We start from the raw sequence: 25,713 nt of genomic DNA on the forward strand, positions 1-25,713 counted from the left end.
TGCCCATAAAAATTCCTCACCCGTAAAAAATTCGCGAAAGTTGTTCCTCCTCTGATCTCAAGCGTATCATGAGTAAAATCATACTTAACCTGTGAGTGGGCTTCAAACGCAGCTAGCTGGAAGCAAAAACATAGACAAATAGTCCTCCAATAGCAACAATGATATATCACGAGAGTAGACTGTAGTCAAGTATCATCAATTTTTTGTCAAGGATATCATTTGAACTGGGCGAGCAGCTCACCCTTACTATTGATATTCAATTTTTTATAGGTTCTTTTAATGTATTGCCTAACAGTATCCAGAGAAATTCCATACTTATAGCCGATTAGTTTATAGCTCAGCCCGTTTCTTAGGCCTTCCACAATCTGGCGCTCCCTGACACTCAAATTACTCTGGTAGTCCACCGTCTGCTGCACCTGTTGAATCACATTTCTGGAGATCGAAGGGCTGAATACCGATCCCCCCTTGAATGTGGTTACGATCGTTGAAATAATTTCATTCACACAGGTCTCTTTGATAATAAAACCTACCGCACCCGCCTTTACGCAAGCCAATACACTGTTATGATCCTGAATATTGCTGTAAACTACTACATTGGTATGGGGAAACTTGCGATAAATCGCACTGATTGATTCTATACCATTGTGTTCAATATCCAGCATCGTCACATCAGGTTCCTGTGAGACTGTTACATTTTTGCATTCACCCACAGAACCTGCTTCAAGCGTAATTTTTAGATTATATTGTTGATGATGGTTCAATATCATTCTAATCATGCTGCGGCTTTGCTGGTTACCATCAATTATTCCTACTTTGATCATAGCGTCATCTCCTTTGTGTCCCGTCTTACTTATATTCCGACGGAGCAAAATAAAGTTAAGGAATAACCCATTCTGCTGTATTATTCATTTTGTTCATAATTATCCTTTAATGAACAGAGCTATGAACGGCAGATATGTAGTATTGTGCAATACTGAATATCAGTAGAAATCGATCTCAGCCCTTTCTGCTGATCAGCGGAACCTGTAATTTGGCTAATGGATCAAGGAAAGCATCGCGGAGTACTCTGCCCAGCCTGATATGCTGTTCAACATGCTCCGCCCGGATACAATAGTATTCCCTAAAAGCAAGTTGGTATCTATCATAAGATTGTAAACACTGTAATAATATCTTCGCGTCCTTCACTGCATTCGTGGTCCCTGAACTGGTAAAAGGAAGGGCAACATGGGCAGCATCGCCAATAAGCACTACATTCTGATAATGGAAGTCAGGAAGCAAGTCAAAATCCTGTGTATTCCAAACATACGTGGTGGTAAAATCATTTACAGCAAGCAGTGCCTGAACCTCGACAGGAAAATCCTTAAGCAGTGTGTTGCAGTGCGTGCTTAGTGCATCAGGATAGGTAGACGAATTGCGCACACGCGCAACTTCAGAAACATCTCCCAAGGCAGGATCATACTGCATAAACCACACTAATTCTGTCTCAGAGGTAGGAATAACACCAAAAGACAGGCCTTTATCATTTTGCTGAAATTTGGTAAATTTGCCCTGAAGGTCAGCCGCCAGCCCCGGATGTGTGACAATGCCCACCAGCTCCTTTACTTTACCGGGCTTAAATTTGACTTCACCAAAAATCTCACGGCGGACAGCAGAATTTGCACCATCTGCCCCTACAAAGATATCCCCATACTCCAGTTCACCATTCAAAAATGCAGCAGCTATTATTTTATTTCCATCATATTTAAAATGAGAGAATATGCGACCATTATGCACGTTTGCCAAAGGCAGCATCTCCATCAGGCCGTCCAGTAATTCAGTACGTTTAAAGCATTGCCAGTCGTCAAGTGATTGTTCCGTTACTACAATTCCCTGCGGGTCTTTACAAATAAAGGTATCTATCTTCCGTCCGGGAAGTACGCAGTCCGTGTGGGCTGTGATTTCCTGCAGCACGGCAAAGCCATCGTGGTGCATCAGAAAGGCATGTCCGCCAACGGCCGGGTAAGTTTGTTTTTCATTGATACTAAAGTCGATCTGATTCTGATGAAGATAAATTCCCATGCATAATCCGGCGATACCACCGCCAAGGATAACTATCTTCATAAAGAATTAACCGTATTTTTTATTCTGTGCAATGCCTCCCCGAGGATATGCTCTGAAGTAGCGAAACTCATTCTGATAAATCCTTCTGCACCTTCGCCAAACCATTGTTTGGCACCCGGAACCACGGCAACTTTTGCCTGATCCATCAGCAGCTGATAAATTTCCATGCTGCTTTTTCCGGTAGCGGTAATGTTGGTAAAGGCTACATAACATCCCTGAGGCGGAATACATTGGAAACCATTGGTCTGGTTCAGCTCCCTGTCGCACAAATCCCGCATTTTCTGCAGATGGGCGATAAAATTATCCAGCCAGTAGTCACATTCGTTTAATGCAGCCGTTGCGGCTACCTGCGAAATCACATTGGCGCCGTGGATCGTTGAGCCATGCAGTGAAGCCAAAAACAAACGATCGTAGCTTGCCTGGTTGCCGGCCATCACTGCTCCTATCCGTAAGCCAGCCAGTCCGTACGACTTACTATATCCTGTAACAGTTACAGTTTGCTTTGCGATCTCTTCGCTGAGCGAAGCCATGCTGGTATAACGATAAGGCGTATATACAATATCGCTCCAGATCTCGTCAGACAAGATGATCAGGTTGTATTCGCAGGCAATTTCCCCGATCCTTAATAATTCTTCCCGTGTAAACACTTTTCCAGTAGGATTTAAAGGGTTACAAAGGCAGATCATCCGTGTTTTAGGGTTAATTAAACCTTTTAGCTTTTCATACTCAATTCCGTCATCTCCTGCCGGGATAGCAAAAGGAACAGCTACGCCACCTACGGCTTCTACCGAATACCTGAAAAGAAAATCCACGGGATCAAAAATGATGGCTTCCTCCCCTGCATCAAGAAAAGCCTTGCAGGTCAGGTAAATTCCAAATGCAGCACTGTCCACCGGAAATATGAATTCAGGCATAGCCTTTACATTACGTTTGACAGAAAAGTATCTTGCTACCGCCTCTTTAAAGTCTGAACTTCCTTCAGGAGGGCCATATGAAAGATAGCGGTCTTTTGTAAAACGGATAATAGCTTCTGCAATCTCGGGTGCACTCGGGAAATCGGGGTCTGCTGCAGTCAGCGGGATCACGCCCTCCGGGACAGTTGCCCACCTTAAATTAAATGCCCTTTTCTTTAAAATATCGAGATTGATAGAACGCTGTTGAAACATTCAACTAAACTAAATATTTTGCAGTTCCTACAAAAACTTTTATCGCAAATAAATTAACGGAGTTTTACAGTTTTCCCAGGATTTCAAGGAATTTTTCCTTGACTAATGGTTTGATGATAAATTCGGAAACGGCAGGAATACTTTTTGAGCGTTCCATTTCATGGGGAGAAATTGAGGACGAGACAATGTACAATTCATTTGTTTTCACAAAAGCCGGGGCCAGTTTCTGGTATTCCTTTAAAAAATCCCATCCATCCATCACCGGCATATTTAAATCAAGAAATATCACATCCGGCAAAAGCTCCGGTTGATGCTGCACTGCTTTCAGGTGGGTAATCGCTTTCAGCCCATCAGAGAAAACCTCTACCTCTACATCCTGTCTTACCTTCAGGATTGTCTTTTTGGTAAGAAATACATAAATGTCATCGTCATCAATGAGGTAAACCTTTTTCATTACCGATTTATGTTTTGGTTTACAAATTCTACTGAGAAAGTTGAGCCTTCATCCGGCAGGCTTTCTACCCAGATTCTTCCGCCCATGGCTTCAACCTGCGTTTTAGTCATAAACAGCCCTAATCCTTTCGCATCAGGATGCCGGTGGAAAACCTTTCCGATCTTAAAAATATTATCTTTATGTTTCACCAGGTCTATACCCAATCCATTATCCTTAACAGTGAGCACGATATTGCCTTCTTTATTTTTAGAAGCCAGGCTAAGTGAGAGTTTCCTGTCCGGGCTCTGGTATTTAATGGCATTACTAATCAGGTTATAAAATATACTGGCCAGGTATTTATGGGGGTACCTCACAGCCGGGGCATCTTCAAAATCTACAGAGATCTTGGCCCCGGCCTTTTTTATTTCTTCAAACAGGCCATCCAGTGCTTCCTGCAGGCAGGTAGCCAAATTCAGATCATCAGATTTCACATTGCTGTCCTGCCTGATCTGTATAGATTCTACCAGTTCATTGAACGTACCTTTAAGGCTTTCGATCACGGGCTCCAGTTTAGAAACGAGTAACTTCTGCTCATCCATATCTTCTGATTCCTGGATAAACTCTGCCAGCATGGACATGTTAATCAAGGGGCCTCTTAGATTATGCGATACTACATTACAGAAATCTATCAGCTGAGTATTCTGCATTGCCAGCTGCTCCATAATCAGCGTCTGTTTTTCTTCGAGAGCTTTCCGCTCGCTGATGTCAATACCAAAACCGATCACCATCACAAAATTCCCGTACTCATCATGCATCGGGAACATGCGCCTTAGAAAAGTGATTACATTGCCGTTCGGGTCAGTCTGGCTTTCCTCCCAGCCAATCGCTTTTCCAGAGTTTTTCACTTCCAGGAATTGTGCGCGGCGCGCTTCGGCAATTTTCGGATCGCGGTTTCTATAGGCGCCGTACTCAAAATCATCTTTGCCGATGATATATTTACGGTAATCATCATTTTTGATGGCCCCCGGATTGGCAAAAAGATATTTATGATCAGCATCAAAAACCACGATGTCAGTAGGTATATTATTGAGGATACTTTCGTAAAATTCTTTTATACTGTTGTTGATTACCGGCATCCGCATCTGCAGCAGCGAAACCACCTGCTGCGCCAGCAATGCCAGTCCTTTGTTCTGTTCCTGCGTTAGCGTAGCTGCTGCAGGGCCGGCAATACTAAGATGGCCAATCACCAGGTGTTTGTTCACTACAACCGGGATGGCAACTAAAAAAGGGTATTTTTCTGCCGCGGCGTTATTCCTTGCTGTCTCATCACATTCCAGTCCCAGCTTTGCTTTGTACCAGATCCTGTCCTCATCCACAAAAGTCAGTGCAGCAACCGGTGCACCAGAGATGATAGATGCGAGCTTCACAATATTATCAAATTCTTCTTCCGGAGGGCTATCTAAAATTTCCAACACGTAAAGCGCGTCAAGTCTGTCGGCTTCATTATTCAGTGATGGGAGTTCAATCATAAGCGGGGTTGGTACAGTTCTGAGATTACAAATCTAATTATAAGATTCGTTCTTTTGTTAAAAAGAAAACCATCTTATTATCATAAATCCAAGATATACTTTTTTCTGCTCATTCAAAACCCGCAAGGGGCATCAAAACCTTTTAGCCGGTAAGACCTGAACCATCAGCCTGGCCTACGATAGCTTTGATCGCGACATTCAATTTCTGTGATGAGTCTTTCAGGAAGGTAAGGGTTTCCTGTGTATCCTCCCCGGGGTATTTGATCAGGAATTCTGTCAGGCTCATGATATTCGCCAGCGGGGCCCTTACCATATGGCTTTGTATCCAGGCAATCTCTTTCAAATCTTTATTCTGTCGTTCAATTTCCTTGATATAGTTGATCCGTTCCGACACATCGGTAGCCAGCACCAGTCTGGCTTCACGTTCTTCAAACCTGATGATATTTGTTTCGATTTCAACCGGGAAGGCATCATTATCCTTGTTGATATGGATCAGCACACCAGAATAATCCCGGCTCCTGATCATACTGTTTAAGTCCATCAGCTTGCTGGTTTCAGTTTGCGGACGGATGTCATTGATATTCATTTTCAGGAATTCGTCCTTTGTATATCCGTATTTGGCTATCGCAGCTTCATTCACATGGAGAAAACGACCATTCTCCATATCAAATACATACATCGGTACCGGGTTGGCCTCAAAGGTTGTACGGTAATATTTTTCTGAGGCATCCAGCTTTAAAACCAGTTTCGCTTCTTTCTGAATGGTCTGCTCCAGTCCGTTCAGTACCTTACTCACCAGCATGACACTAATCAGGCTTACAAAAATCAGGTTTCCGGAGTACGAGGCCCACAATGGCAGATCATAGCTGTCCAGCAGAGGGCTGTCAAAAAGTTTATAATAGATCACGGCACCAAAGGCCGCGCAAATGATCACGTTTAATCCCACCAGGTAATAGGCTACCGGGCGTGGAAAGATCATTGCACAAAAGATCGTAATGATGATCAGGTACAAGACGCCAGGCCCTTCTGATCCCAGTACAGCGATGTAAATGATCGCCAATACGTAAAGTAGAAATAGCGCCAATATTTTCCTGGTCTGGATCATGATTTTTTTATTGAAAATTATGTATATAAGGGCACACCCAAACACGATGTTAAACCATTGGACTACAGCACTGCCCGCAAAAATACCAAAACTAGTGGATGAAACAAATGCTATTATACTAACGATAAAAGCATAGCCGATCATATTGGTGAAGAGTTTTTTCCGCCAAAATACATGGTCCTCCTCAGAGGGATCTGCTTTTCGAAGCACGGCCGTTTCTATCAGGCTCTTGATCTTCCACCAATATTCTTTAAGAGAAAACATAAATATTAAACCAAACTGTTAAAATGATCACCATTTACAACTACCACTTCCCGAATTCCCATTTTTACATGCTTGTTCATTATCATAGGTTTATATTGATTTGTTTTATAATTTAGCAAAAGTTACTCCAACTTTAGATAATGGGATCAGCTTTGAATTCAAATGAGAGATTTTCCAGTGATGCCGCATTTGACAGCCTGTATTCTCTGCGTACTCAACAACTCTCTTCAATGCACTGGACACCTCTTGACATTGCAAGAAGAGCAGCAGAGCACCTTACGGCGGGTTCAGGTACTCAGATCCTGGACGTTGGCAGCGGCGTAGGAAAATTTTGCATCACCGCGGCACATTATTTTCCGCAGCATTTTTTTTCTGGAGTTGAACAGCGAAAAGCGCTGATAGACGAGGCACTTATTGCCCAAAATGCAACAAATATCAGCAATGTATCATTTATCCATGCAAACTTTACAACGCTTAGCATGGAGCGGTACGATCATTTTTATTTTTATAATTCTTTCAGTGAAAACATCGTTCATTACAAACCTATAGACAACCTGATCCAGACTTCTAAGGAAATCTACGAAGAGTATTTAGCGCGCTTCTATGAGCTGCTTGAAGAAAAGCCAGCCGGCACAAGGCTAGCTACGTTTCACTGCCCCGATGATTATGTTCCTCCCGCCTACAAACGCCTGAAACACGTGGCCGGCGATCCTCTTGGCCTCTGGCTAAAACAATAGCCAAATCCATCCTTGTTACCATCTGCCGTGATCCATGGCCAGATATTTGTCGTATTTAGGGTAGCCAAGTATAATACCAACCAACATGAAAACGATAGAAATTGAAGTAATGTGCCAGCACTATATGGGCGCATTGCAAATAGAGCCTGTTTATGAGGATCATTCCTTATTTTCGGTTTATCTGAAACACGAATTTCTCGGACATATACAGCCCGTAAGGAAGCAGGATTCGGTAAAATGGTACTCACATGAGATTACAGACAGGGAATTAGTTGCACAAGCTGGTGAATGGGCTGCGCATTATTTTCCACTAACGGAAAAGAGTTTTAAACCGATTTATGAATTTAAGTTTTTTGCGGAGTTCATGACTGGCATATTCGCCTTTATCGTCTCTAAGTTTACTCATACATAGTTACTCGGTTCTAGAGTGGACATTTATATTCTAAAACTTCTATAAAGACCAACTAGGGTATAGTGCTTTATACCACAAATCAGCACATTTATGCTTACCAACTTTAGAAAAATGAAGTGAATCGTGCCTGTCGATAGCGTCAATGATTGTATCTGTATTTGGTCCTACCAAAACATTTTTATTCTCTTTGATAAATTCCCTTTGTGCATCCTGGATGGTTGAATCTACTCCTAACGGCTTGGATTCTGCAAGATTACTGTAAGATGTGATAGCACAATAGAAGGGAGCGCTTTGCCTGCAGCTACGAATATTATTTAAAACTTGACTCAGATAACGCTTATATAAAATTTTCGATGTCCCGTTGTCACTTTCTCCTTGCTGCCATAGAATCTGGGTTAAAACGATTTTGTGTTTGCGCAAATCATTCAATGTATTATTGAGAAGAATATTACATTCCCCTTCCGCCCAGTTTTTTACCGTTGTACTTCCGACGGCAATTGGAATGATCACTACCCTTTTATACTTATTTCCTGCAATCATCTTATCTGCTAGTATAGGCCAGACACTTCCACCTACACCATCACATCCAATCAAGGGGTCCTCTGCTTTGTAAAGCTGGCCATTGTAATAGCTGTAAGTATTTAAAGATCCCGTATCAAGTGAATTGCTGGAATTTGCAGCATTAGATTGGCCTAGTGTAAGTATGTAAGCGGTGCTATCTTTTTGCAATTTTTCGACATCTAAGCTATGGTCAAACCACCCTTTTTGCTTCAAGCTATTATAAAAACGAAACTTGTATTGCGATGGCTCATATTTAATGATTTCACGAATAAGGACAAAATTGATAATAAGAGATATTGCAACGATAGCAATACTTGAGAGCGAAGATTTAGTGAAAATTGAGTCTTATACGTAACCCGTCAAAATTTGGTTTTCATTAATTACGTGTATATGTGTGATTAACGACAAAAGACTAAAAAAGCCTGTGATGTAGATTAATCAGATGTGGATTTCATTTGAAAATTCCTCTTCACAGGCTTGCTTTATGATGAAATACGCCTGCTTACATTAATAGGAAAGCAAGCAATACATAAAAAATGTAATTAATTATGTCCAAAGATTTTCAGGATAAGTCCCTGCGTCAATCAATTTTTGCAACTGGGCTTTTACAACCGGCGCGTCTTCTTTAAAAGTTACACCAAACCAAACTGCTTCGGTAGGGATCATTTTAACAACACCTTCACCAGATTTGATCAGGATGTCTGCCACTTCAGGGATTAAGAATTCAGCTTTCAGTTCTGTAGCGTTGGCATCACGGAATTTATAGTATTCTTCTTCAGACCAGTTTACAAAGTCAGGTGTAAAGCAAAAGAAGTTCATACTCACTTTTGTATCCAAAGGAAGTTCAACGTCAGTACCGCCGTCTGGAGTAAACGCTTTTCCATCTTTTTTATAGATTTCTTTACGCTCAGTAATGCTTACAATGTTTTTTTCATCATCCACGTTGATCTCTCCGCGGGTTACTGATCCGTTATCACTCAGCGTATTTTTAAGTTCGTAACCGATGCAAGCATATCTTCCTTTGTCAATACCATTAACCAAATAGTCGTAGGCTTGTTTAAAGGCATCAAAACCGTAGAAGTCATCTGCATTGATTACAGCGAAAGGGGCATCTAAAACGTCCTTGCAGCAAAGCAGGGCGTGCATGGTACCAAAAGGCTTGGTTCTGCCGGCAGGGATCTCACGTCCTCCGCTAAAACTTTCCAAAGACTGGTAAACGTAATCAGTAGCAATCTTACCAGACAATTTTGGTTCGATCACTGATTTGAAAGATTCAGCAAATTCTTCACGAATAATAAAAATTACTTTACCAAAACCAGCTTTAATTGCATCATAGATGGAATATTCCATGATGGTTTCACCAGAAGGGCCAAATGATTCAGTTTGTTTATTTCCGCCATAACGGCTAGCCATTCCAGCAGCCAGGATTACTAAAGAAGGTTTGATTTCAGACATATTTTTTAATGTAAATTTTCGTTTATTGGTCTACAAAGAGCTTACCAATAATACGAATATTAGTTGATGATGGTTTGTTTAAGGTAATTTAAATCGTGTTATAGGTTTAATATGCGTTTTCTTCACCGCGGAAAACATTGATTACGGTCAGGAATATAATTTTGATATCCAACATGCTGCTCCAGTGTTCCAGATACCAGATATCATGTTCAATTCTCTTTTCCATAGCAGAATCATCTTTAGTTTCACCACGGTAACCATTTACCTGTGCCCAGCCGGTGATGCCCGGTTTTACAAACTGCCTCACCATATACTGGCCAATAATTTTTTTGTATTCTTCAGTATGACGAAGCATATGTGGCCTCGGGCCTACTACGCTCATATTGCCTATAAAAACATTGAAAAACTGCGGCATTTCATCCAGACTGGTTTTACGCAGAATCCTGCCTATCGGCGTAATCCTGTCATCGCCCTTGGTGGCCTGTTTTTTGTCGCTGTCATTATTCATGCGCATACTTCTGAACTTATAGCACCAGAAAGGCTCATCATTGATCCCGCTTCGCTGTTGCTTAAACATTACAGGTCCTTTGCTTTGTAGTTTAATAAGCAAACCAATCAGGGGATACAACCAGCTCAACACGAATATGATTACAAAAGCACTAAAGGCCATATCAAACGCACGTTTCTTAAACCTGTTGCCCATGCTTTCCAGAGGCTCATGCCTGAGGGTGATAATTGGAAACTCACCCCCCATATAACTGATCCTGTAAGGCGCAGCCAATGCACCCGCAAGATCCGGAATAAACTTCAACCGCAGCAATTGTTTATCCGCTTCAAGTACCAGCGGGCCGATCTCACGCATCCTGGATGGTGCAACTGAAACATAAAGATCTTTAACTCCATATACCGCGGCTTGCTGTAAACGGGCCGATGCCTCAGCAGAGATATTGCCATCTCCGTCACCATATATACTGGCGTCGTCACCAACAAATCCGTAGAAATCAATATTCCGTTGTTTCTGCAGATAAGCAGCCACACGTAAGCCTGTATCATTATCCCCCATTACTGCAACTTTCCTTGTCGAATGGAACCTGCTGATCAGCACATGTTGTATATAAGTGCCGATAAATCTATTTAGCATAAAACCGATAAATAGAAATATATAGAATGTGACTAAGAAACTTCTTGAAAACGCGAGGTCCTTAGCAAATAACAGATACAGTGAAAAGATCACAAAGTGGAGAAGTACGCTTTTAATCGTGCCTCTGTAGATACGCTCAATCTTTCTGGCATTGTATTCAGAATATAAATTGAATACCGCGGTGTTCAAAAACCAAAGCAGGTTACAAACTACCAGATAATGTTTTTGTAATTCCTCGCTTATCCCTTTACCCATGTAGCCCGTAAAATAATAGGCCAGAACGTATATCATGTTGAGCATTAAAATATCCGTAACAGGCAATATGTACCTGAGTAAATAGAGATATCGAGTTTGAATTGACATGTAATTATTTAAGAAATGAGCACTTTAATCGGAACCATGTAACAAGAATTATACCATATCAGGTTAGTGAACAAAAACCATAATATATTATATATTTCATACTTACTAATCTACAAAAATTGAAACATTTAAAGAATAAAAAGACAATTTTCCTAACAAGTGTAATATAAATTAACATAATGTTCATATAGAATACTTTATTAATTTACCAATGTCCGGTTATTCTATGTTATTGACTAAAATTCTAAACATAAGTTAGTTTCTGAGCTGCCATTGTATGCCGAACATTGATCCTATATTTGTTGACAGGTCACCAAAATCATACGCAACTGTGCCAGTAAATGATAATTGTGTATTCGGCATATGCCAACTAATCTCCTGCATGGTATACCAGTGTTTTTTAAATGGGGAAAATACTCCATCTAATCTGTTATCACCATAGTTTTTAGTGTAAGTAATCAAGGTCTTTGACATAATACTTTCACTCAGCGACAGAACAGCTCCAACATGTCCACCAAGTATCCTGTTATTAATAATATTATCAAGCGCGCTTATAGTTGCTTGTGGTGCATTCCAGTCAAATGGCTTGATACTGTCGAAATATTTTGATGCACGCCACCTGTTTGTAAAAAGGGGTGTGCCTACGATCATGTCATTATATTCCCAACCAGTGCGGTAAATACCATTGTTGTAATAGCTTTCCCTATACCTTAAATTATAAAAATCGTTACTCTGCGTAGTATGTATAAATTCAAATGTCAGTTTTCTCAAGATGCCACCTTCCTTTTTATTGGTAATATTAAAACTCAGTAAGCGATCAATATTTCTGATATCGATTCCCTGCCCACTGTCAAATGGCGTCTGGTTATTCAATTGAAACTTGATATCGTCATTTTCCCACTCTGCACCCAGCTCTATTACACCTCTCTGGTCTCCTGGCCTGTTCGGAAGAGATCCATCAAGTACACTCCCGTCATTAATTTCAATACCACTAACAACATTCAACCAACCTTTAATTGATCGATCTGTCTTTAAAAAGTCAGGCCTCGAACCACCCCACACAGCGTAGTGCTGTATGCCACCATAAAGTTTAAGCTTTTTTTTACCTAATCTGAAGTAAATATTCTTTTCATGCAAAAAAGCGTGTTTCATAAACTGATCTTCACCCATCCATCCATGGCTGAAAAGTCCTTTAAACTGGATCCATCCATTTGTAAATGGAAGGTCCGTATATTCCAGGGACAGATTTAATTTTGTAATTGGCAGTGCATTACCACTCACGCCCAATGATCCGGACGATAAATCAGGATCCACTTCACCAATAATCTGTTTAAACCTTCCACCGCTGAACGTCAAATGCTTATATCTAACTTTTGCATAAGCTTCTTTAAAGAAAGTCTTACTTAAATGTTTGTTATTATACGCATCAAGCCCATAACTGATGTAAAGACCTCTGTCATTTTCATCATAAATATTTACAGGAGCACCTAAACGATGTGAGTTTGTTACTTGAAAATGTGTAGAGAAATCAAATTTCTGATCACTGACTACTCCAAACCTATTGCTCACCAGCCAAAGAGGCAAATAGTATTTGGAAGCTACAGTTACATTGGTACCGGCTTGAATTTGCAGTGAATCTAAAAACTGTGCTTTTGCACCTATCTGCAATAATAACAGGAGGATTACGCTTAAAAAAATCTTCATAAAATGTCGTTTAGCCATCAATTGTGGTTATTTAAATCAGAAACATAATCTAACATTTCCGGTAGTATATTACGTTTGTCCAAATATTTTTGTGCATAAGTCCTTGCATTTATCCTGCATGGCTCGTAATCATTTTCAGTTATTTCAACAATAGCGTCTGCTAATAAATCTTCCTGTTCAGCCTCAGTAATTACACCCATTCCGTGTTCCTTTATTACGTCGTGTAGGGTAGTTCCCGGATTAGCCGTCACAATAGCAAGTCCTCCAACAGCCAAAATTGTCGTTAACTTAGACGGCATCACAAGGTCGCTAGCATTAGCTTTTTGCAAGACAAGATGGATGTCCGCCATGTTTAGGAACTCATTAAATACGTCGAATCCTTGCAAGGGAAGAAATGTGAGATTCCTAAGCCCGGCTTCTTCAGCCATTCGCATCAGTTCCACTTTATAAGGGCCCGTTCCACAGATCAGAAATTTAATATTTTGTCGTTTCTTCAAACGATTAGCGATCCTGATCAAACTGTCCAATCCCTGTTTTTCGCCTATGCTTCCTGAGTAAAGGACTACATAATCATTGGCACTATATCCCCACTTCGTCTTTATCAAGTTTCGTTCTGGTAAAGGATAAAACGTTTCTGTATCGACCCAGTTAGGAAAGAAGGTGATAATTTTTGGAATTTTGTCACCAACTTTTTTCATCATCCCTTCAGAAATAGTGGTGATAAAATCCATTTTTCTGAGTATAAAGTATTCAATAGAAAAAAGTATATCAAACATCCACTTATAGCGTAGCATCTTCAATTCTTTTGCGGCTTCAATCTGTAAGTCCTGTACATGATACACAATACGCCCTCCCCTGCAAAAGCGATAGAACAATGCTAGAATTGCCAGATGAAATGGTGGGGCAATAGCAAAAATCAAATCCTGTTTTGGTTTAAAAAGCATCTTAAATACCACAAAGCCGGCAGAAATAAAAAATATGGATTCATGGATCAGCCTTTTTAGTCCGGATGGTTTAGATGGGATATATAAGGGACATCTGTATAGTTTTAGATTCCCGCCAAACATATTTTCTGCTTTGTACCAGTTTCCTTTATATGGCTCCTGAACCTTCCAGTTCGGATAATAGGGGAAACCGGTCACCATCGTGACTTCATGTCCTTGCTCCGCCATCCACGAGATCATTTCCCCTGTGTACTTACCTATCCCGGTTAGTTCTGGCAAGCAGTTGATTCCTAAAACCAATATCCTTTTTTTCATTACCATCTCTGTTTGATATAAACTATGGGATTACCTTTATAAATTCCATTGGGAGCAATATTTCCTGTCACAACCGATCCGGCTGTAACCACACTGTCAATTCCAACGGTTACTCCTGGCGAAATAAATACAGAAGCACCAATCCATGCTCCATCCATCAAGGTAATCGGCCCGTTACGATAAGGCATCTCGGGAATCCTGAAGTCATGATTGCCCCCACATAAGAAAGCGCGCTGAGAAATACATACGTTGTTACCAACAATCAATTGCTCAAAATTCAAGAGAAATGCCTCTTCACCAATCCATACATCGTTACCTATATCCAGTTTCCAGGGAAAATGTATATTTACTCTTGGCTTAATGACTACACCAGAGCCTACTTTTGCACCATACAGACGCAATAGCAAGCATTTCAAACCATTTGGATACGGCAGGGCAGATAAGAAGAAAATTACCTTAATTAAATACCAGGAGATTTCTTTCAATTTACCTGCACCTCTTTCCAGGCCGACTGAAGAATCAAAGCCGCCAAGATTCACTTTTGATTGCTGTATATAATCTGTCATACTATCCTTCTGTGTCTTTTTTTAATTTTTCCTCTTCAATCATGCGCAGTGCCAGAATGATCTCCACCATAGTACGTTGCAAAGTATAATGCCAGCCCCGCCACCCATTAAAAATTAACCCTTTTACAAATAATGAATAAAAAAATACGATGAACGGAGCAAAGATTTTCGTTTTCCTAATTTTGGAGCTCATCGGTAGTCCTGCCGAGGGACTACTGATGAGTTTATTGGCTTCCTTAATTGCATAACCATCCTGATTACTCAACCATCTGCTAAAAGATTTTCGGTCATCGTGAAGGATAACTGCCTTATACATTCCCGTTGTACCATTAATCTTTAGACGCTGTGTATGTCCGTCATCAAAATAGTTGCATAAAGCTTTCTTAAAAAGCACCGGCCGTGGTGTAGTATTATCTTTTAGCAAAGGTTTCCCAAAAACCAGGAACTTAAAGTTTGTTTCATAAGCTGTTTCAGTTCCCGAGGTCACATAGTTTTTTGTTTCAGCTATAAAGTCATCCGGCAGCACATAATCTGCATCAAGGCTCAAAATCCACTCACTATTCAACAATGAGAGACCATAGTTCCACTGCTTTCCGTGAGTATCAAAAGGACGCTGCACCACCACAGTATTTGGATAAGACGCGGCAATTTCCAGTGTGGCATCCGTACTAAAACTGTCAAGTATCACTACCCTTCCCAGCCAGGTCAGTTTATCAAGAACCCGTTTTAGATTTGGTTCTTCATTCTTTGTTAAGATCAAAGCTTGCAGTATATTTGAATTGAGTATTTCCATGATCTAAGAGTTACGGCTATTAATTAGTTTCAATGATTTCCTGATAATGATCCACATAATTCTGGATCAATTTTTTCTCGCTGAATGTTTCAGCTATAATTTTTCTACTGTTTTCGCTGATCCAGGACATTCGCTTGCGGTCTTTATAGGCAAGTGTAAGTTTCTCTACCACGTCATCAACATCAAGTGAAGTTATCCATCCCAGATGATGGTCGTTAACAAAAGTTGATAGCGCCACCTCTTTAGAAATCAGCACCGGAGTTCCCATGTGCAACGCCTCTACTACAACATTAGCAAAGTTTTCATTCAGTGAGACGAGAACAAAAAGATCTGCATTCATTAATACATTAAATTTCTCTTCACGGCCCACCCAGTTCATCCATACAATTTTGGAATCTACCTTTAATCTCAGGGCCATGGCTTTCAAATGTTTTACATAATCGTCATCTCCTGAACCCGCAATTTTCAAGATCACCGGAAAAGATAATTTACTAATTGCATTTAGTAAAATTTCTATACCCTTTTTCGGATGCAGCCTTGACATGAATATAAGCGTGAAAATTTCATTATCAGCTTTGATAACAGAAGTGTCGGGTAGAGTTACGCTATTGGGCGCTATAAAGCCCTTACATTCGCCTAACACGCTTACAAACTCGTTGTATTCTACCTGTGCTGTAGCATGGAGCCATGATTTCGACAGTGCCCACTTACCTACACTTGAGTGAATTACCTTTTTTATTTTTTTATACCCGGAGGAAAAAATGAACGGACTGAGCATTCCTCTAGGCGAGATAACCACTTTTGCGCCTTTAACATGACAGATAGCAGCAGCAACAATTACCAGAATGCTCCACCAGGATTGGATATTAACGATATCATAAGATTCTACATTCGACCACAAATACTTCCATAAATCAGGAGAAATGTGAGTGGGATCTTTAGTTATTCTTTTAAAGTATATTACATCTACGCCATCAACGTCGATCACTTTACCAGGTTCAACTGAAAGTTCCTGCTCACCATTCGCGGTAGTAGTTAATACAACAACAGTATGGCCTGCAGCAGCAAGGCCCTGACATAGCTTTGAAACGGACTCAATTGGTCCACCATAAATATATGCTGGTTTGTAAGAGGGTACGATGTGTAGTATCTTCATTTTAATTATTTAACACTTGTTTATAGATACGCTCAATACTATCGAGCGCATCCTCCAATTTAAATCTTGAGACGTTAATCAGACCTTTTTGCACAGCTTGCGCCCGCTCAGTTTCATTCAGTGTAATTGCTTTATTTAATATTCTGGCAGCGCCATTAGTCCATTGATCCTGTAGCATATCCTTTGAGGGACGTCGATCAATGAGGAATGCAGCATCACCGGCAACTTCCAACATAGGTGCTTCATTTGTTGTTACCACCAGGGTACCAGAAGCCATAGCTTCCGCTATCGGCCATCCAAATCCCTCTGCAATAGAAGGGAACAGAAAAACAGTTGCTCCTGAATAAGCTACGGTTACAAGCTGATCGTCAATAGCGGACAAAAAATGTATATCGTTTTTCCATGCAGATTGCTCGTATTTTTGCAAGAGGGCCGCTGATGGAGGTTGCCCTACCAATAGTAGCGGAAGATCAGTTCCATAGGTTTTCCTCCACTTATCATAGATGCCAACAATACCTTCTCTATTCTTATACCATTGGTTTCCGCCTACGTGCAGAATGTAACCCTCCGTCAGGTCCATATTCAGTTTGCTTCCAAGCATAATCCTTGATTCTTCTACCGAAGCTGGCTTAAAAGAAGGGTTTAGGCCATTATACACCATCTCAGAGCGCTCTGGTTTGGCAGGCAGAAAGGCCGCAAGATCAGTCCTAGTTTTTTCAGATACAGAGATAAAATTACGGCCCCGGGAATAACCCCTTCTAATATAAGCCTGATATTTTTGCCCACTCGCTGAGGTTACATTTTCAGGTATTTCCCCCAATGCCGAACGCTGGGCGAGAAAATCATGACAGTGGATTACATGAGGAAGATGAGCAATTAGTGGCACATATGGTCCAAGCGCATGATCAGAAACAACATAAAGTACATCTTTTTCTTTTTTCCGAAGCTTGCTTTTTACAGACTGAGGAAATACAAGATACTGATCCATATAGCCAAACCATTTCCTCAACTTTTTTACTGGAATATTTGAAAACAGCGCTTCGGGACTCCAGACCTCTACCCGATGGCCGCGACGCTCCATGCCTTCAGCAAGCATATTCACAAATCTTGGCATGCTTTGCGAGCCTAAAAATAGTGGATGGGCAAAAAATACTATTTTCATATCGTTTTCATTTTTAAAGGTTTGTCAACTGGTACTTCTTTCCTTTTCTTCATTGAAGCTACAAGGAGGCCGCCGCTCAGCACACTAAAACCTAAAGCGGTAGGTTGAGACCATTGTCCCTGAGGTATGACCGTGAGAGCGAAACTTAGAATCAGCCATGGCAACAGATCTCCTGATACCATTTTATTATATGCATTAGCAAGCAGCTTAAAGCTTAAACCGATCCGGATGTATATCACACCAAGACCCAAAATAGCTCCCATCTCACCAATTACACGTCCCCATTCTCCCTCGTCTACCAGGAAGATCGTTTTACCTACAAGAAGCATACTTCCAACATTGGTTCCCATGCCTATGCCCATACCAAAAAATGGTTGTTCTGCAGACCGTAGTAATGTATTGATCATTCCGCCAAGATACCGGTCACCTAATGTTCCTTTCAACCCACCCTCAGTTTCTCCTGCAGAGGTAAACCTGGAAAAAAAGGCATCAGTTGCCGTTTGAAAAAAACTGATGTTAGATAATATTGCAAGAATGAAGACAAATCCCACTATGGTAAATACCATCTTCAGCAAATTTGCAGGTTTTCGTATGGCTGACAAAAGAACGAACATCAATGTAACGCCCAATGTAAAAGTTAAACTCCGGCTGATTGACAATGGAATTGCCGCAATGACCGCTGCTGTTGATGCATACATTAGTAGTTTATTTGCCTCTTTTCCTGCAAGCCAAAAATAGAACAGGAAACAGCCGGCAAAACCGAAGAACAAGTAGGTTCCATTAGTGAATGAAAACGTTGCAGGTGGTCTGAAATATCCCATGGCACCGCTAAATCCACCTCCCGATTCATCTCCGCCAATACCTCGGTTTACCCAGGCAGATTGGGGACTATAGAATTGCATAGCTATGAGAATTGCCATTGGAATAGTAATCCATAACAAAACACGTCCCATCTGCAGCACGTCTTCCCGGTCAAAAATACGGCCAATTACAAAAATCAGTGGAAAATGAATCAGAAAGATCCTGGCACCAAAAAGTGCTACGAAGATATTCCCATGTCCAAAAATCAAAGCTGTAATGACTGCTATAATTGTAACCCACACCATTCCCTTCAAATAATTGGAAGATGGAAGCATACCCCTGTTCCATACCTCGTATATTAGCCATACCGCTATAGGATCACGAATGATCAATAAGGGAGTGGCAAGCCCGGGCAATACCCACTTACGTAGGGCACCTTCAAAAATCAGCAGAAAAAAGTAAATCCAGACTCCTCTTTTGAGCAAGTAATCCGGTCCCTTCTCCGCAGTTTTGATATTTATTACCCTATTTTGCATATAATTCTTTTAAGTCAGAGACAATAGTATCCCCGTACCCTTTCCAGGTATAATTTGCCGCATGGGCTTTTGCTTTAGCCCCCATTTCTTTTGTTTCCTCACGGTGTTCTATGTACCAGTTCAAATGTTCTGCTAGTTGTTCCGGTGAACGTATAGGCACTAAAAATCCTGTCTCTCCCTGTATCACCAAATCTTCGCCACCTGTATTTGGTGTAATCAGCAAGGGTAAACCCTGACTCATAGCCTCCTGCATTACCAATGCACGACCCTCTACAATTGAGGGCAGACAAAATACATCACAACTTCTCATGAGTTCTAACACTTGCGCGTTGGGACGTCCTTTTTCATAACTAAAATTGGGTAGCTGCGCTTTGTAAAATTCAAGCGGAGCTAATAGTGAGCCCATTACAACCAGTTCAATCTTATTGGGATCAAGCATGCTTACCGCCTTAAACAAGTCACCCAATCCTTTTCGCTGGCCTAGTGAGCCGGCAAAGAGAACCCTTAACGGACGTTTATAATCTATATTATTGATAGTTTCCTCGCCATCTACCGCTACCGGCGATCCAAAAGGAGACATAATCAGTTTTTTATCAGATGCCCAGGCTGGCAGAGAGTCCAGCACGAACTTTCCCGGCCCCACTACCACATCAGCCATTTCCAGTTCTCTCGTTTTGCGGTCAAGCTTTGCCTGGGAATCCCGGATTCCGCCACCCAGTGTAGGTACCCAGTTTGGTAAACGTTCCGCTTCTTCAAACATCAGTCGTCTCAATGTTTCCCAGTAGGCGATAGGCAAATCATATATGCATTTTAGCCCAAGTTTTTTTGCTTTTGTGAACGTTGCCAGCGCCCCATCTTCATAGGCATACACTGCAGTCAGCTGTCGGATTTTTACCAGCTTGCCCAAAGAGGCCGCGGTAGCTTTATCTAGATCCTCATAAACCTTATCTACGCTTGCAAAGCCACTTTCGTGTGCCGCAGCACCTTTAAATCCTATCTTTGGAAGAATATTCCGGGAAAGCTCCAGCAAAGGCCTTGTATTCACATGACTAAAGTCAACAGGATAAGATCTTCTTACAAATTCCTTACGTATCTTTTCGGGCAGCATCCCTACGAGAAAACTATTCGGATTCACTGCCAGCGTAGTATTAAAACCAGCCAGTATACCAGCTTCTTCAAATGAAGAAATCACAGCTCTCAAATTTCTGTTTCCAGTAGGGTGTGTTACAACAATTTTCATCATAATTTCAGAATCAATTCATTTTAAGATCAGACATAAACTGCTTTGCTATGGATGGAACAGTAGGAAGAATAGAAAAATCACTCTTACTCTTAAAAAACTGGTCCAGCTCACCTTGTTTGTATTCAAGAATCCCAAATGGATTTTCGGTCACCTTTAATCCTCTCGCTTCCCATTTACCAGAGACTCCCAGCAAGTGTATTCCATGTTCCCGCATTGCAGCTACTGCACCACTTTTTCCGGTGAGCACTACTGGGGTTGAAAAAATCCCAAAAGTAGCCTTAGCCAATATCTCTGACACCTTTTCTTCATTCTGTTCACCCAAATGAACAGCTGCTAATCCCGCCCCTTCCCATTCTTCCATCCAATCTGCCTGTGCCCGGCCGCCTCTTCCGAGAAATACCATTCTGAATTTTGATCCCGTGGATTTCTCATATTGCTTTATATCTTGTGTAAACTCTCTGATCGGTGCGCCTAATTGCACGGTAGCGAATACCAAAAGATCGATATAACCGTCATGTACAACTTCATTCTTATGTTTGGCAACAATCAGTTCGGGATGTGCAACTGGAATATTGGAAAAGAGCGGGAGCATGGTCACGGCAGCACCAAATTTCTCCAATTGTTTCTTATAAACCAGGGTATGCGTATGTACCATAACCGGTTGTAATACTCTGATTAAACTTTGCAACAAAAACTTCTGGGCTTTTCCCCATAGCATTTCCTTCAGAGAGCTCCCTATAGGCATCCCTACAGCTATTTCATGCACCATAATCTGCCATCTCCGTCTTCCTCCGGCTTTCTTGAGCCCTTTTGCCAGGGCAAAACCCAAACCTTTCGGATGGAAGGAAAATGGCACATACTGCAGGCTTAGCCAATCAGGATTAAATTCAGTAATACGTTGTTCAAGTAACTTATAGCGCATGCTTTCGTCAAGAACAGAAGGCAGGCGATAAACAGGAATTTCAGTGCCATCCATAAGCTGTAAAAAGTCCTGAATTTCTTTTACGTGTCCATCATGAAGAGCGGTTACAGCAACCTGAATACCATTCCGGGCCAGTTCCTGACTTAAACGCCTGGTGTAGTCACCCACACCATCACGTCCTGGTTCAATTGATCCGCAAATAAACATTACCTTCATTGATCGTATTCTTTAGTTTAAATCTTATCTCTTCTTTACTTTTTGATTATTGTCAGATTCTTAAGATACCTTCCTGGAAAGCACTTTATCTTTTATAAAAGTCTTCAGTCCATTTTTAATGCTTCTTAAACTCTTCAGATACTTTCCGTAGCCATTCCTGTTAATCCATATATATCTTTTAGTCTTTGCCGATGAAGATAATTGAAGCACTGCTCCAGCCAGTTCATTAATCTCAGCTTCCGAGTACAAACTCCAGCCGAGGCAGTCAGACTGTGCACTTGCAATATCTTCGCGGCTTTTCTCAATACTTTTGGTGCTCCAGCCCCTTCTAACAAAGGCAGGCGTAATCACATCTTCAAACACACTGGTCAGCCCTTGAAGTTCGCTCATTTTTCGCTTCTGCCTCACCATCCCTGCATCCACCCAAACCCTATAATTGGACAGTATTTTTGATGAAAATACATTTCCCCAGCCCTCTGCTGCCAGATGTGCTGCCAAATGAAAATCCTCTCCGAAATTTGGTCTTCCCAACATAAAATTCACCTGCTCCAGTGCCTTTTTTCTAAACATCACAATGTTAGCGGCCACACGGTAACCTTTTACCGCAGCCTTCAGTGCATCATCAGCTTTTTGAAAGGTGAGATTCCTGAATAATATCCTGTTTTTCAGTTGATGATCATATTGGTCAATCTCGCGCACATTCGCATGGCCGTACCCTGCTTCCGGGTATTCTTCAAGTAGAGCCAGGATTATTTTTATGTAGTCACGCTCCAGAAAATCATCTGAGTCAAGTCTCAAAATAAACTCCCCTGATGCAGCTTTTAAACAGGCCTCAACATTTTTATTTATACCCAGATTAACAGGTTGGTTGATTACCTTTAAAACTGGAACTTTTGATTTTAGCTGCTCAAGTATTACCATCGTATTATCCGTGCTGCAATCATTTGAAACAATGATTTCATCGGGCGTTAAAGTCTGGTTATACACACTTAAAATTGCTTTCTCAACATACTGCCCCTGATTATAGGTAGGTATGGATACGGAAATTTTCATATTATTTTTTTAGCGATGAACGTTGGACAATAGAACAACAGCTTCTGAATCATCTTCAGATGATTTTTATCTGAAGGATAGTATTTGCTGCCGAGCAATGTTTTACCCAGGCTGATATTCCCCTCCCTGATACAAATATTCACTGCGGGAATCATTTTTGAAGAAATCAATTCGTATTTTAGATTTTCATATTTTTCATGAACTTCAACCGGAATTATATTTCTAAGCATATAATGTAGCTTCAATCCCCCGGAAGTTGCTGAACCAGGGTGTACCCTATAATTGGCTACACGTCTGGCTACGTATTCAAAAACACCACCGCTAGCAGCAATTTTTAAGAACACCTCCAATTCAGGGGTATTCAATGAGGGATCATAAGGATATTTAAGTATCAGCTCCCTTCTGATAATAGAGGACGACATCGGGACAGTATTTCTAAGCACTGTTTCAACAGGATCAGACAGTAAACCAGATTGCAATCCTTTACGGAAATAAACAGCGCTCATTTCTTCAGTAAGTTCATCAAGGATCTTGGCATCACTGTCAATAAAGTTCTGGTCGGTGAATACTACATCAGGATGATATCGTCCGATATTCTTTGTTACATTTTCCAGATACTGCGGTTCTAAACTATCATCATCTCCAATGATAATGACATAATCTCCTTTAGCCATATTGGCCAAGACGTTCCAATTGCCTGACAGGCCAACATTCTTTTCATTTACCAGGTACCTGAAAGATAGGTTTTCCTGTGCGGTCTTTCTGCACCAGCTTTCAATCTCCTGATCAGGCCCCGAAGGTTTAGGATCCAGAGAAACGCATATTTCAAAATCTCTGAAAGTCTGCGCAAAGACTGAATGAACTGCCTCTTTCAGGTAATCTAATCTTGAATATGTAGGAATGCATATGGATACTAACATGTATTTTTAGATTAAGTCCTTGTTTTTATAAATTTTGCGGGAATTCCTCCCCAAATCTGATTTTCCGGAATCGATTTGTTCACCACCGCACCTGCAGCTACTACAGCCCCCTCACCAATCGTCACTCCTTTCAGAACAACTACATTCACTCCAAGCCACACATCTTCTCCAATCGTAATCGCGGCCCTCACAGAAGGCTGGGCTCCAATTCTGAGCCCCGACACAATCCCATGATCATGATCAATAAACTTACAGCCCGAAGCAATGTTCGCATCCTTACTGATGGTAATTCCTGTATTGATATTAAATTCACAACCCGAACCGATGAAAACATTATCTCCAATCCGAATCGAAGGCCCTTTGCTCCATACACCGTCATATTTATAAATGATGTTTGGTTCCAGCTGGCAGTTTGATCCAATGATGACCTGATGGGGCCATGTGGTATGCAAAGCCGGTAGTGCAGTACCATTGCCGACCCTCATTCCCTGAACACCATACCAGAACTTTCTCCATGCAGAGCATACTTTTGGTAAGTATTTCAACCTGATCAGGAAAAAAGCCTGTTGCAATTTTTGTCCCATTCTTTATTTTTTATATTATAATTTTACTGGAATAGTCTCCTGTATTTGGTATCATAAGTCAGGTCCTCTCTCCTCATTTTGATCACTTTTGCAGGTACACCTGCAACAATTGTATAAGGAATAACATCCTTTGTCACCATTGCGCCGGCAGCGATTAATGCGCCTTTGCCAACGGTCACTCCAGCCAGTATTGTGGCCCTGGTTCCAATCCATACGTAATCGTCGATCCTTACCCCGATACTACGGCCTGCAAAATCAGCAGCATCTACATCATGGTCTGCTGTAAGGATTATTACCTCCTGTGAAACAGAAACATTTTCACCTATGCTAATGGTCCCTCTATTATCCAGCCTGCACCTGGAATTTATCACCGAATTTGTTCCGATGATCAGGTTTTTTGCGCAATCAAATGAGCAGTGCATGTGTATTGAGCAATCTTTGCCAATATTAAATCCCATGACCTTTCTGTAATAAAAATTACGAAAACGATGACTTGGAATTTTAGAGATCCATTCATTGCATACATATAACCTGAATTCAGAAATAACCTCTTTTAATGCCATATTTATTGTTCAATTCTCTTTTAATTCTTTCGGTAGAAGCGTCCTATTAAACTTGCGACACCCAATGCTATTTTTTTCGTTTTAATCTGCGAAGACGAATATGGTTTTAAAGGCCCGTCTACTGAGGACCAAAACAATTTGTCGGCACTGCTAGGTGGAATTCCTTTAAGCGCGGAGGTGATAAAGTTCTTTCTCCAAGGTTTCCCAACACCAACGGCATGTGACATCGTAAAGCCCCCATTAATAAAATCCATTCCTTCGGCCCCGAGTTCACTTATTGGTGATTCACTGCACATCGCAGCAATATTAAAAGCATCCTGATCTTTTGCGAAAAATAAATCAGTGCGTTTAGAATGGGCAAATTCATTGGATTTAAATCCATATTCACGGATAGCAACCTGAATAATATCAGCCCAGGTTTCCAGGAACTCAACATTTTCTTTAATGACACCGCAAAAGCCACTGTTGATATAGGATGTGATATTCCTTTTTATCTCCCGGTTGCTGCTTTTGATCACCGCCTCCCAGCCCTTACGGATCGGATGAGTGGCAGGCATGTCATTACTTATGATCTCATGTACAAGGCTAACCCCATAAGACGTCCAGGTTTCAAAGAAATCCCATTGGCATTTGATTACTATATCCGGATCAAAATAAACAATGCCACCAGCATTTTTTGCCAGGCCATTTATTAATTTCAGCATAAACTCAGGCTTATAGTTTGCAAGATGAAAGTCCGTTAGCAGGGGTAGAAAATGAACATTTATACTTTCAGTAACTTTTAGAGTTGAGGCTCCTTTCCATTCCAAAGATGTATTTTCAGTTGCTGCTGACGACCATTCGGGAAGTGCGCCCCTATAACCAGCATAAATTTCTCCTGAAAAGCCATATTTATGTAGAGAATCCACAAGCGCAGCTAGCCCATAATGGTAATGCTTTTCAAAAATCGTACAAACTACTAAATTCATA

The 25,713-nt window shown here is 41.1% G+C and carries 25 protein-coding genes; 2 read left to right on the top strand and 23 right to left on the bottom strand.

Annotated features, from left to right (window positions below):
* Window positions 1-215 precede the first annotated feature (215 nt).
* The 6 genes from FN831_RS06640 to FN831_RS06665 form a co-directional block, all read right to left on the bottom strand.
* The gene (locus FN831_RS06640; protein ID WP_142527426.1) at window positions 216-821 is read right to left on the bottom strand and encodes a LuxR C-terminal-related transcriptional regulator; all 606 of its coding nucleotides are present in this window, start codon (window positions 819-821) and stop codon (window positions 216-218) included.
* Between the two features lie 175 nt (window positions 822-996).
* A complete protein-coding gene (locus FN831_RS06645) occupies window positions 997-2,100 on the bottom strand; it encodes an FAD-dependent monooxygenase (protein WP_142527427.1) in 1,104 nt (367 codons plus the stop codon).
* Window positions 2,097-3,266 (bottom strand): pyridoxal phosphate-dependent aminotransferase, encoded by a 1,170-nt coding sequence (locus FN831_RS06650; RefSeq protein ID WP_142527428.1) that lies wholly within the window; start codon window positions 3,264-3,266, stop codon window positions 2,097-2,099. Before FN831_RS06650 ends, FN831_RS06645 begins: the two co-directional genes overlap by 4 nt.
* A gap of 64 nt (window positions 3,267-3,330) precedes the next feature.
* Window positions 3,331-3,720, bottom strand: coding sequence for a response regulator (locus FN831_RS06655; RefSeq protein ID WP_142527429.1), 390 nt, complete (start codon window positions 3,718-3,720; stop codon window positions 3,331-3,333).
* On the bottom strand, window positions 3,720-5,228 hold the full coding sequence (locus tag FN831_RS06660) for a sensor histidine kinase (RefSeq protein ID WP_142527430.1): 1,509 nt from the start codon (window positions 5,226-5,228) through the stop codon (window positions 3,720-3,722). The genes FN831_RS06655 and FN831_RS06660 overlap by 1 nt, the downstream gene beginning before the upstream one ends.
* Before the next feature lie 142 nt (window positions 5,229-5,370).
* Window positions 5,371-6,597, bottom strand: a complete 1,227-nt coding sequence (locus FN831_RS06665; RefSeq protein WP_142527431.1) for a PAS domain S-box protein — start codon at window positions 6,595-6,597, stop codon at window positions 5,371-5,373.
* A 140-nt stretch (window positions 6,598-6,737) separates the two neighbouring features.
* Between FN831_RS06665 and FN831_RS06670 the strand changes: the two genes are divergently transcribed.
* Together FN831_RS06670 and FN831_RS06675 are read left to right on the top strand one after the other, a co-directional pair.
* The gene (locus FN831_RS06670) at window positions 6,738-7,334 is read left to right on the top strand and encodes a methyltransferase domain-containing protein (RefSeq protein ID WP_142527432.1); all 597 of its coding nucleotides are present in this window, start codon (window positions 6,738-6,740) and stop codon (window positions 7,332-7,334) included.
* 85 nt (window positions 7,335-7,419) lie between these two features.
* On the top strand, window positions 7,420-7,746 hold the full coding sequence (locus FN831_RS06675) for a hypothetical protein (RefSeq protein WP_142527433.1): 327 nt from the start codon (window positions 7,420-7,422) through the stop codon (window positions 7,744-7,746).
* A gap of 39 nt (window positions 7,747-7,785) precedes the next feature.
* Here FN831_RS06675 and FN831_RS06680 read toward each other — a convergent pair whose 3' ends face one another.
* The 17 genes from FN831_RS06680 to FN831_RS06760 form a co-directional block, all read right to left on the bottom strand.
* On the bottom strand, window positions 7,786-8,520 hold the full coding sequence (locus tag FN831_RS06680; RefSeq protein ID WP_185960404.1) for a sialate O-acetylesterase: 735 nt from the start codon (window positions 8,518-8,520) through the stop codon (window positions 7,786-7,788).
* Between the two features lie 333 nt (window positions 8,521-8,853).
* Window positions 8,854-9,762, bottom strand: coding sequence for a nucleotidyltransferase family protein (locus tag FN831_RS06685; protein WP_246101389.1), 909 nt, complete (start codon window positions 9,760-9,762; stop codon window positions 8,854-8,856).
* A gap of 106 nt (window positions 9,763-9,868) precedes the next feature.
* Window positions 9,869-11,266, bottom strand: a complete 1,398-nt coding sequence (locus FN831_RS06690; protein WP_262711876.1) for an undecaprenyl-phosphate glucose phosphotransferase — start codon at window positions 11,264-11,266, stop codon at window positions 9,869-9,871.
* 255 nt (window positions 11,267-11,521) lie between these two features.
* Window positions 11,522-12,970: a capsule assembly Wzi family protein gene (locus FN831_RS06695; protein ID WP_185960405.1), complete on the bottom strand. Its 1,449-nt coding sequence runs from the start codon at window positions 12,968-12,970 to the stop codon at window positions 11,522-11,524.
* A gap of 17 nt (window positions 12,971-12,987) precedes the next feature.
* Window positions 12,988-14,229: a WcaI family glycosyltransferase gene (locus FN831_RS06700; RefSeq protein WP_246101393.1), complete on the bottom strand. Its 1,242-nt coding sequence runs from the start codon at window positions 14,227-14,229 to the stop codon at window positions 12,988-12,990.
* Entirely contained in the window at window positions 14,229-14,795 is a 567-nt protein-coding gene (locus tag FN831_RS06705; protein ID WP_142527437.1) for a WcaF family extracellular polysaccharide biosynthesis acetyltransferase, read from the bottom strand. The genes FN831_RS06700 and FN831_RS06705 overlap by 1 nt, the downstream gene beginning before the upstream one ends.
* 1 nt (window position 14,796) lies before the next feature.
* The gene (locus FN831_RS06710) at window positions 14,797-15,588 is read right to left on the bottom strand and encodes a glycosyltransferase family 2 protein (RefSeq protein ID WP_142527438.1); all 792 of its coding nucleotides are present in this window, start codon (window positions 15,586-15,588) and stop codon (window positions 14,797-14,799) included.
* A 19-nt stretch (window positions 15,589-15,607) separates the two neighbouring features.
* On the bottom strand, window positions 15,608-16,744 hold the full coding sequence (locus tag FN831_RS06715) for an XrtY-associated glycosyltransferase XYAG1 (RefSeq protein WP_142527439.1): 1,137 nt from the start codon (window positions 16,742-16,744) through the stop codon (window positions 15,608-15,610).
* A 1-nt stretch (window position 16,745) separates the two neighbouring features.
* Window positions 16,746-17,906, bottom strand: a complete 1,161-nt coding sequence (locus FN831_RS06720) for a glycosyltransferase family 4 protein (RefSeq protein ID WP_142527440.1) — start codon at window positions 17,904-17,906, stop codon at window positions 16,746-16,748.
* Window positions 17,903-19,243 (bottom strand): hypothetical protein, encoded by a 1,341-nt coding sequence (locus FN831_RS06725; RefSeq protein WP_142527441.1) that lies wholly within the window; start codon window positions 19,241-19,243, stop codon window positions 17,903-17,905. The genes FN831_RS06720 and FN831_RS06725 overlap by 4 nt, the downstream gene beginning before the upstream one ends.
* The gene (locus tag FN831_RS06730; RefSeq protein ID WP_221931292.1) at window positions 19,233-20,486 is read right to left on the bottom strand and encodes a glycosyltransferase family 4 protein; all 1,254 of its coding nucleotides are present in this window, start codon (window positions 20,484-20,486) and stop codon (window positions 19,233-19,235) included. Before FN831_RS06730 ends, FN831_RS06725 begins: the two co-directional genes overlap by 11 nt.
* Window positions 20,487-20,496: 10 nt before the next feature.
* Window positions 20,497-21,624 (bottom strand): glycosyltransferase, encoded by a 1,128-nt coding sequence (locus FN831_RS06735; protein ID WP_142527442.1) that lies wholly within the window; start codon window positions 21,622-21,624, stop codon window positions 20,497-20,499.
* Window positions 21,625-21,684: 60 nt separating this feature from the next.
* Window positions 21,685-22,677: a glycosyltransferase family 2 protein gene (locus FN831_RS06740; RefSeq protein ID WP_142527443.1), complete on the bottom strand. Its 993-nt coding sequence runs from the start codon at window positions 22,675-22,677 to the stop codon at window positions 21,685-21,687.
* A complete protein-coding gene (locus tag FN831_RS06745) occupies window positions 22,674-23,597 on the bottom strand; it encodes a glycosyltransferase family 2 protein (RefSeq protein WP_142527444.1) in 924 nt (307 codons plus the stop codon). The genes FN831_RS06740 and FN831_RS06745 overlap by 4 nt, the downstream gene beginning before the upstream one ends.
* A gap of 11 nt (window positions 23,598-23,608) precedes the next feature.
* Entirely contained in the window at window positions 23,609-24,181 is a 573-nt protein-coding gene (locus FN831_RS06750; RefSeq protein ID WP_142527445.1) for an acyltransferase, read from the bottom strand.
* A 23-nt stretch (window positions 24,182-24,204) separates the two neighbouring features.
* Window positions 24,205-24,639, bottom strand: a complete 435-nt coding sequence (locus FN831_RS06755) for an acyltransferase (protein WP_221931293.1) — start codon at window positions 24,637-24,639, stop codon at window positions 24,205-24,207.
* A 125-nt stretch (window positions 24,640-24,764) separates the two neighbouring features.
* Window positions 24,765-25,712 carry a hypothetical protein gene (locus tag FN831_RS06760; protein ID WP_142527447.1) on the bottom strand — a complete coding sequence of 316 codons (948 nt, stop codon included), beginning with the start codon at window positions 25,710-25,712 and terminating at the stop codon, window positions 24,765-24,767.
* Between the last annotated feature and the right edge of the window lies 1 nt (window position 25,713).

The organism is Pedobacter westerhofensis (assembly GCF_900182595.1).
Lineage (GTDB): Bacteria > Bacteroidota > Bacteroidia > Sphingobacteriales > Sphingobacteriaceae > Pedobacter > Pedobacter westerhofensis.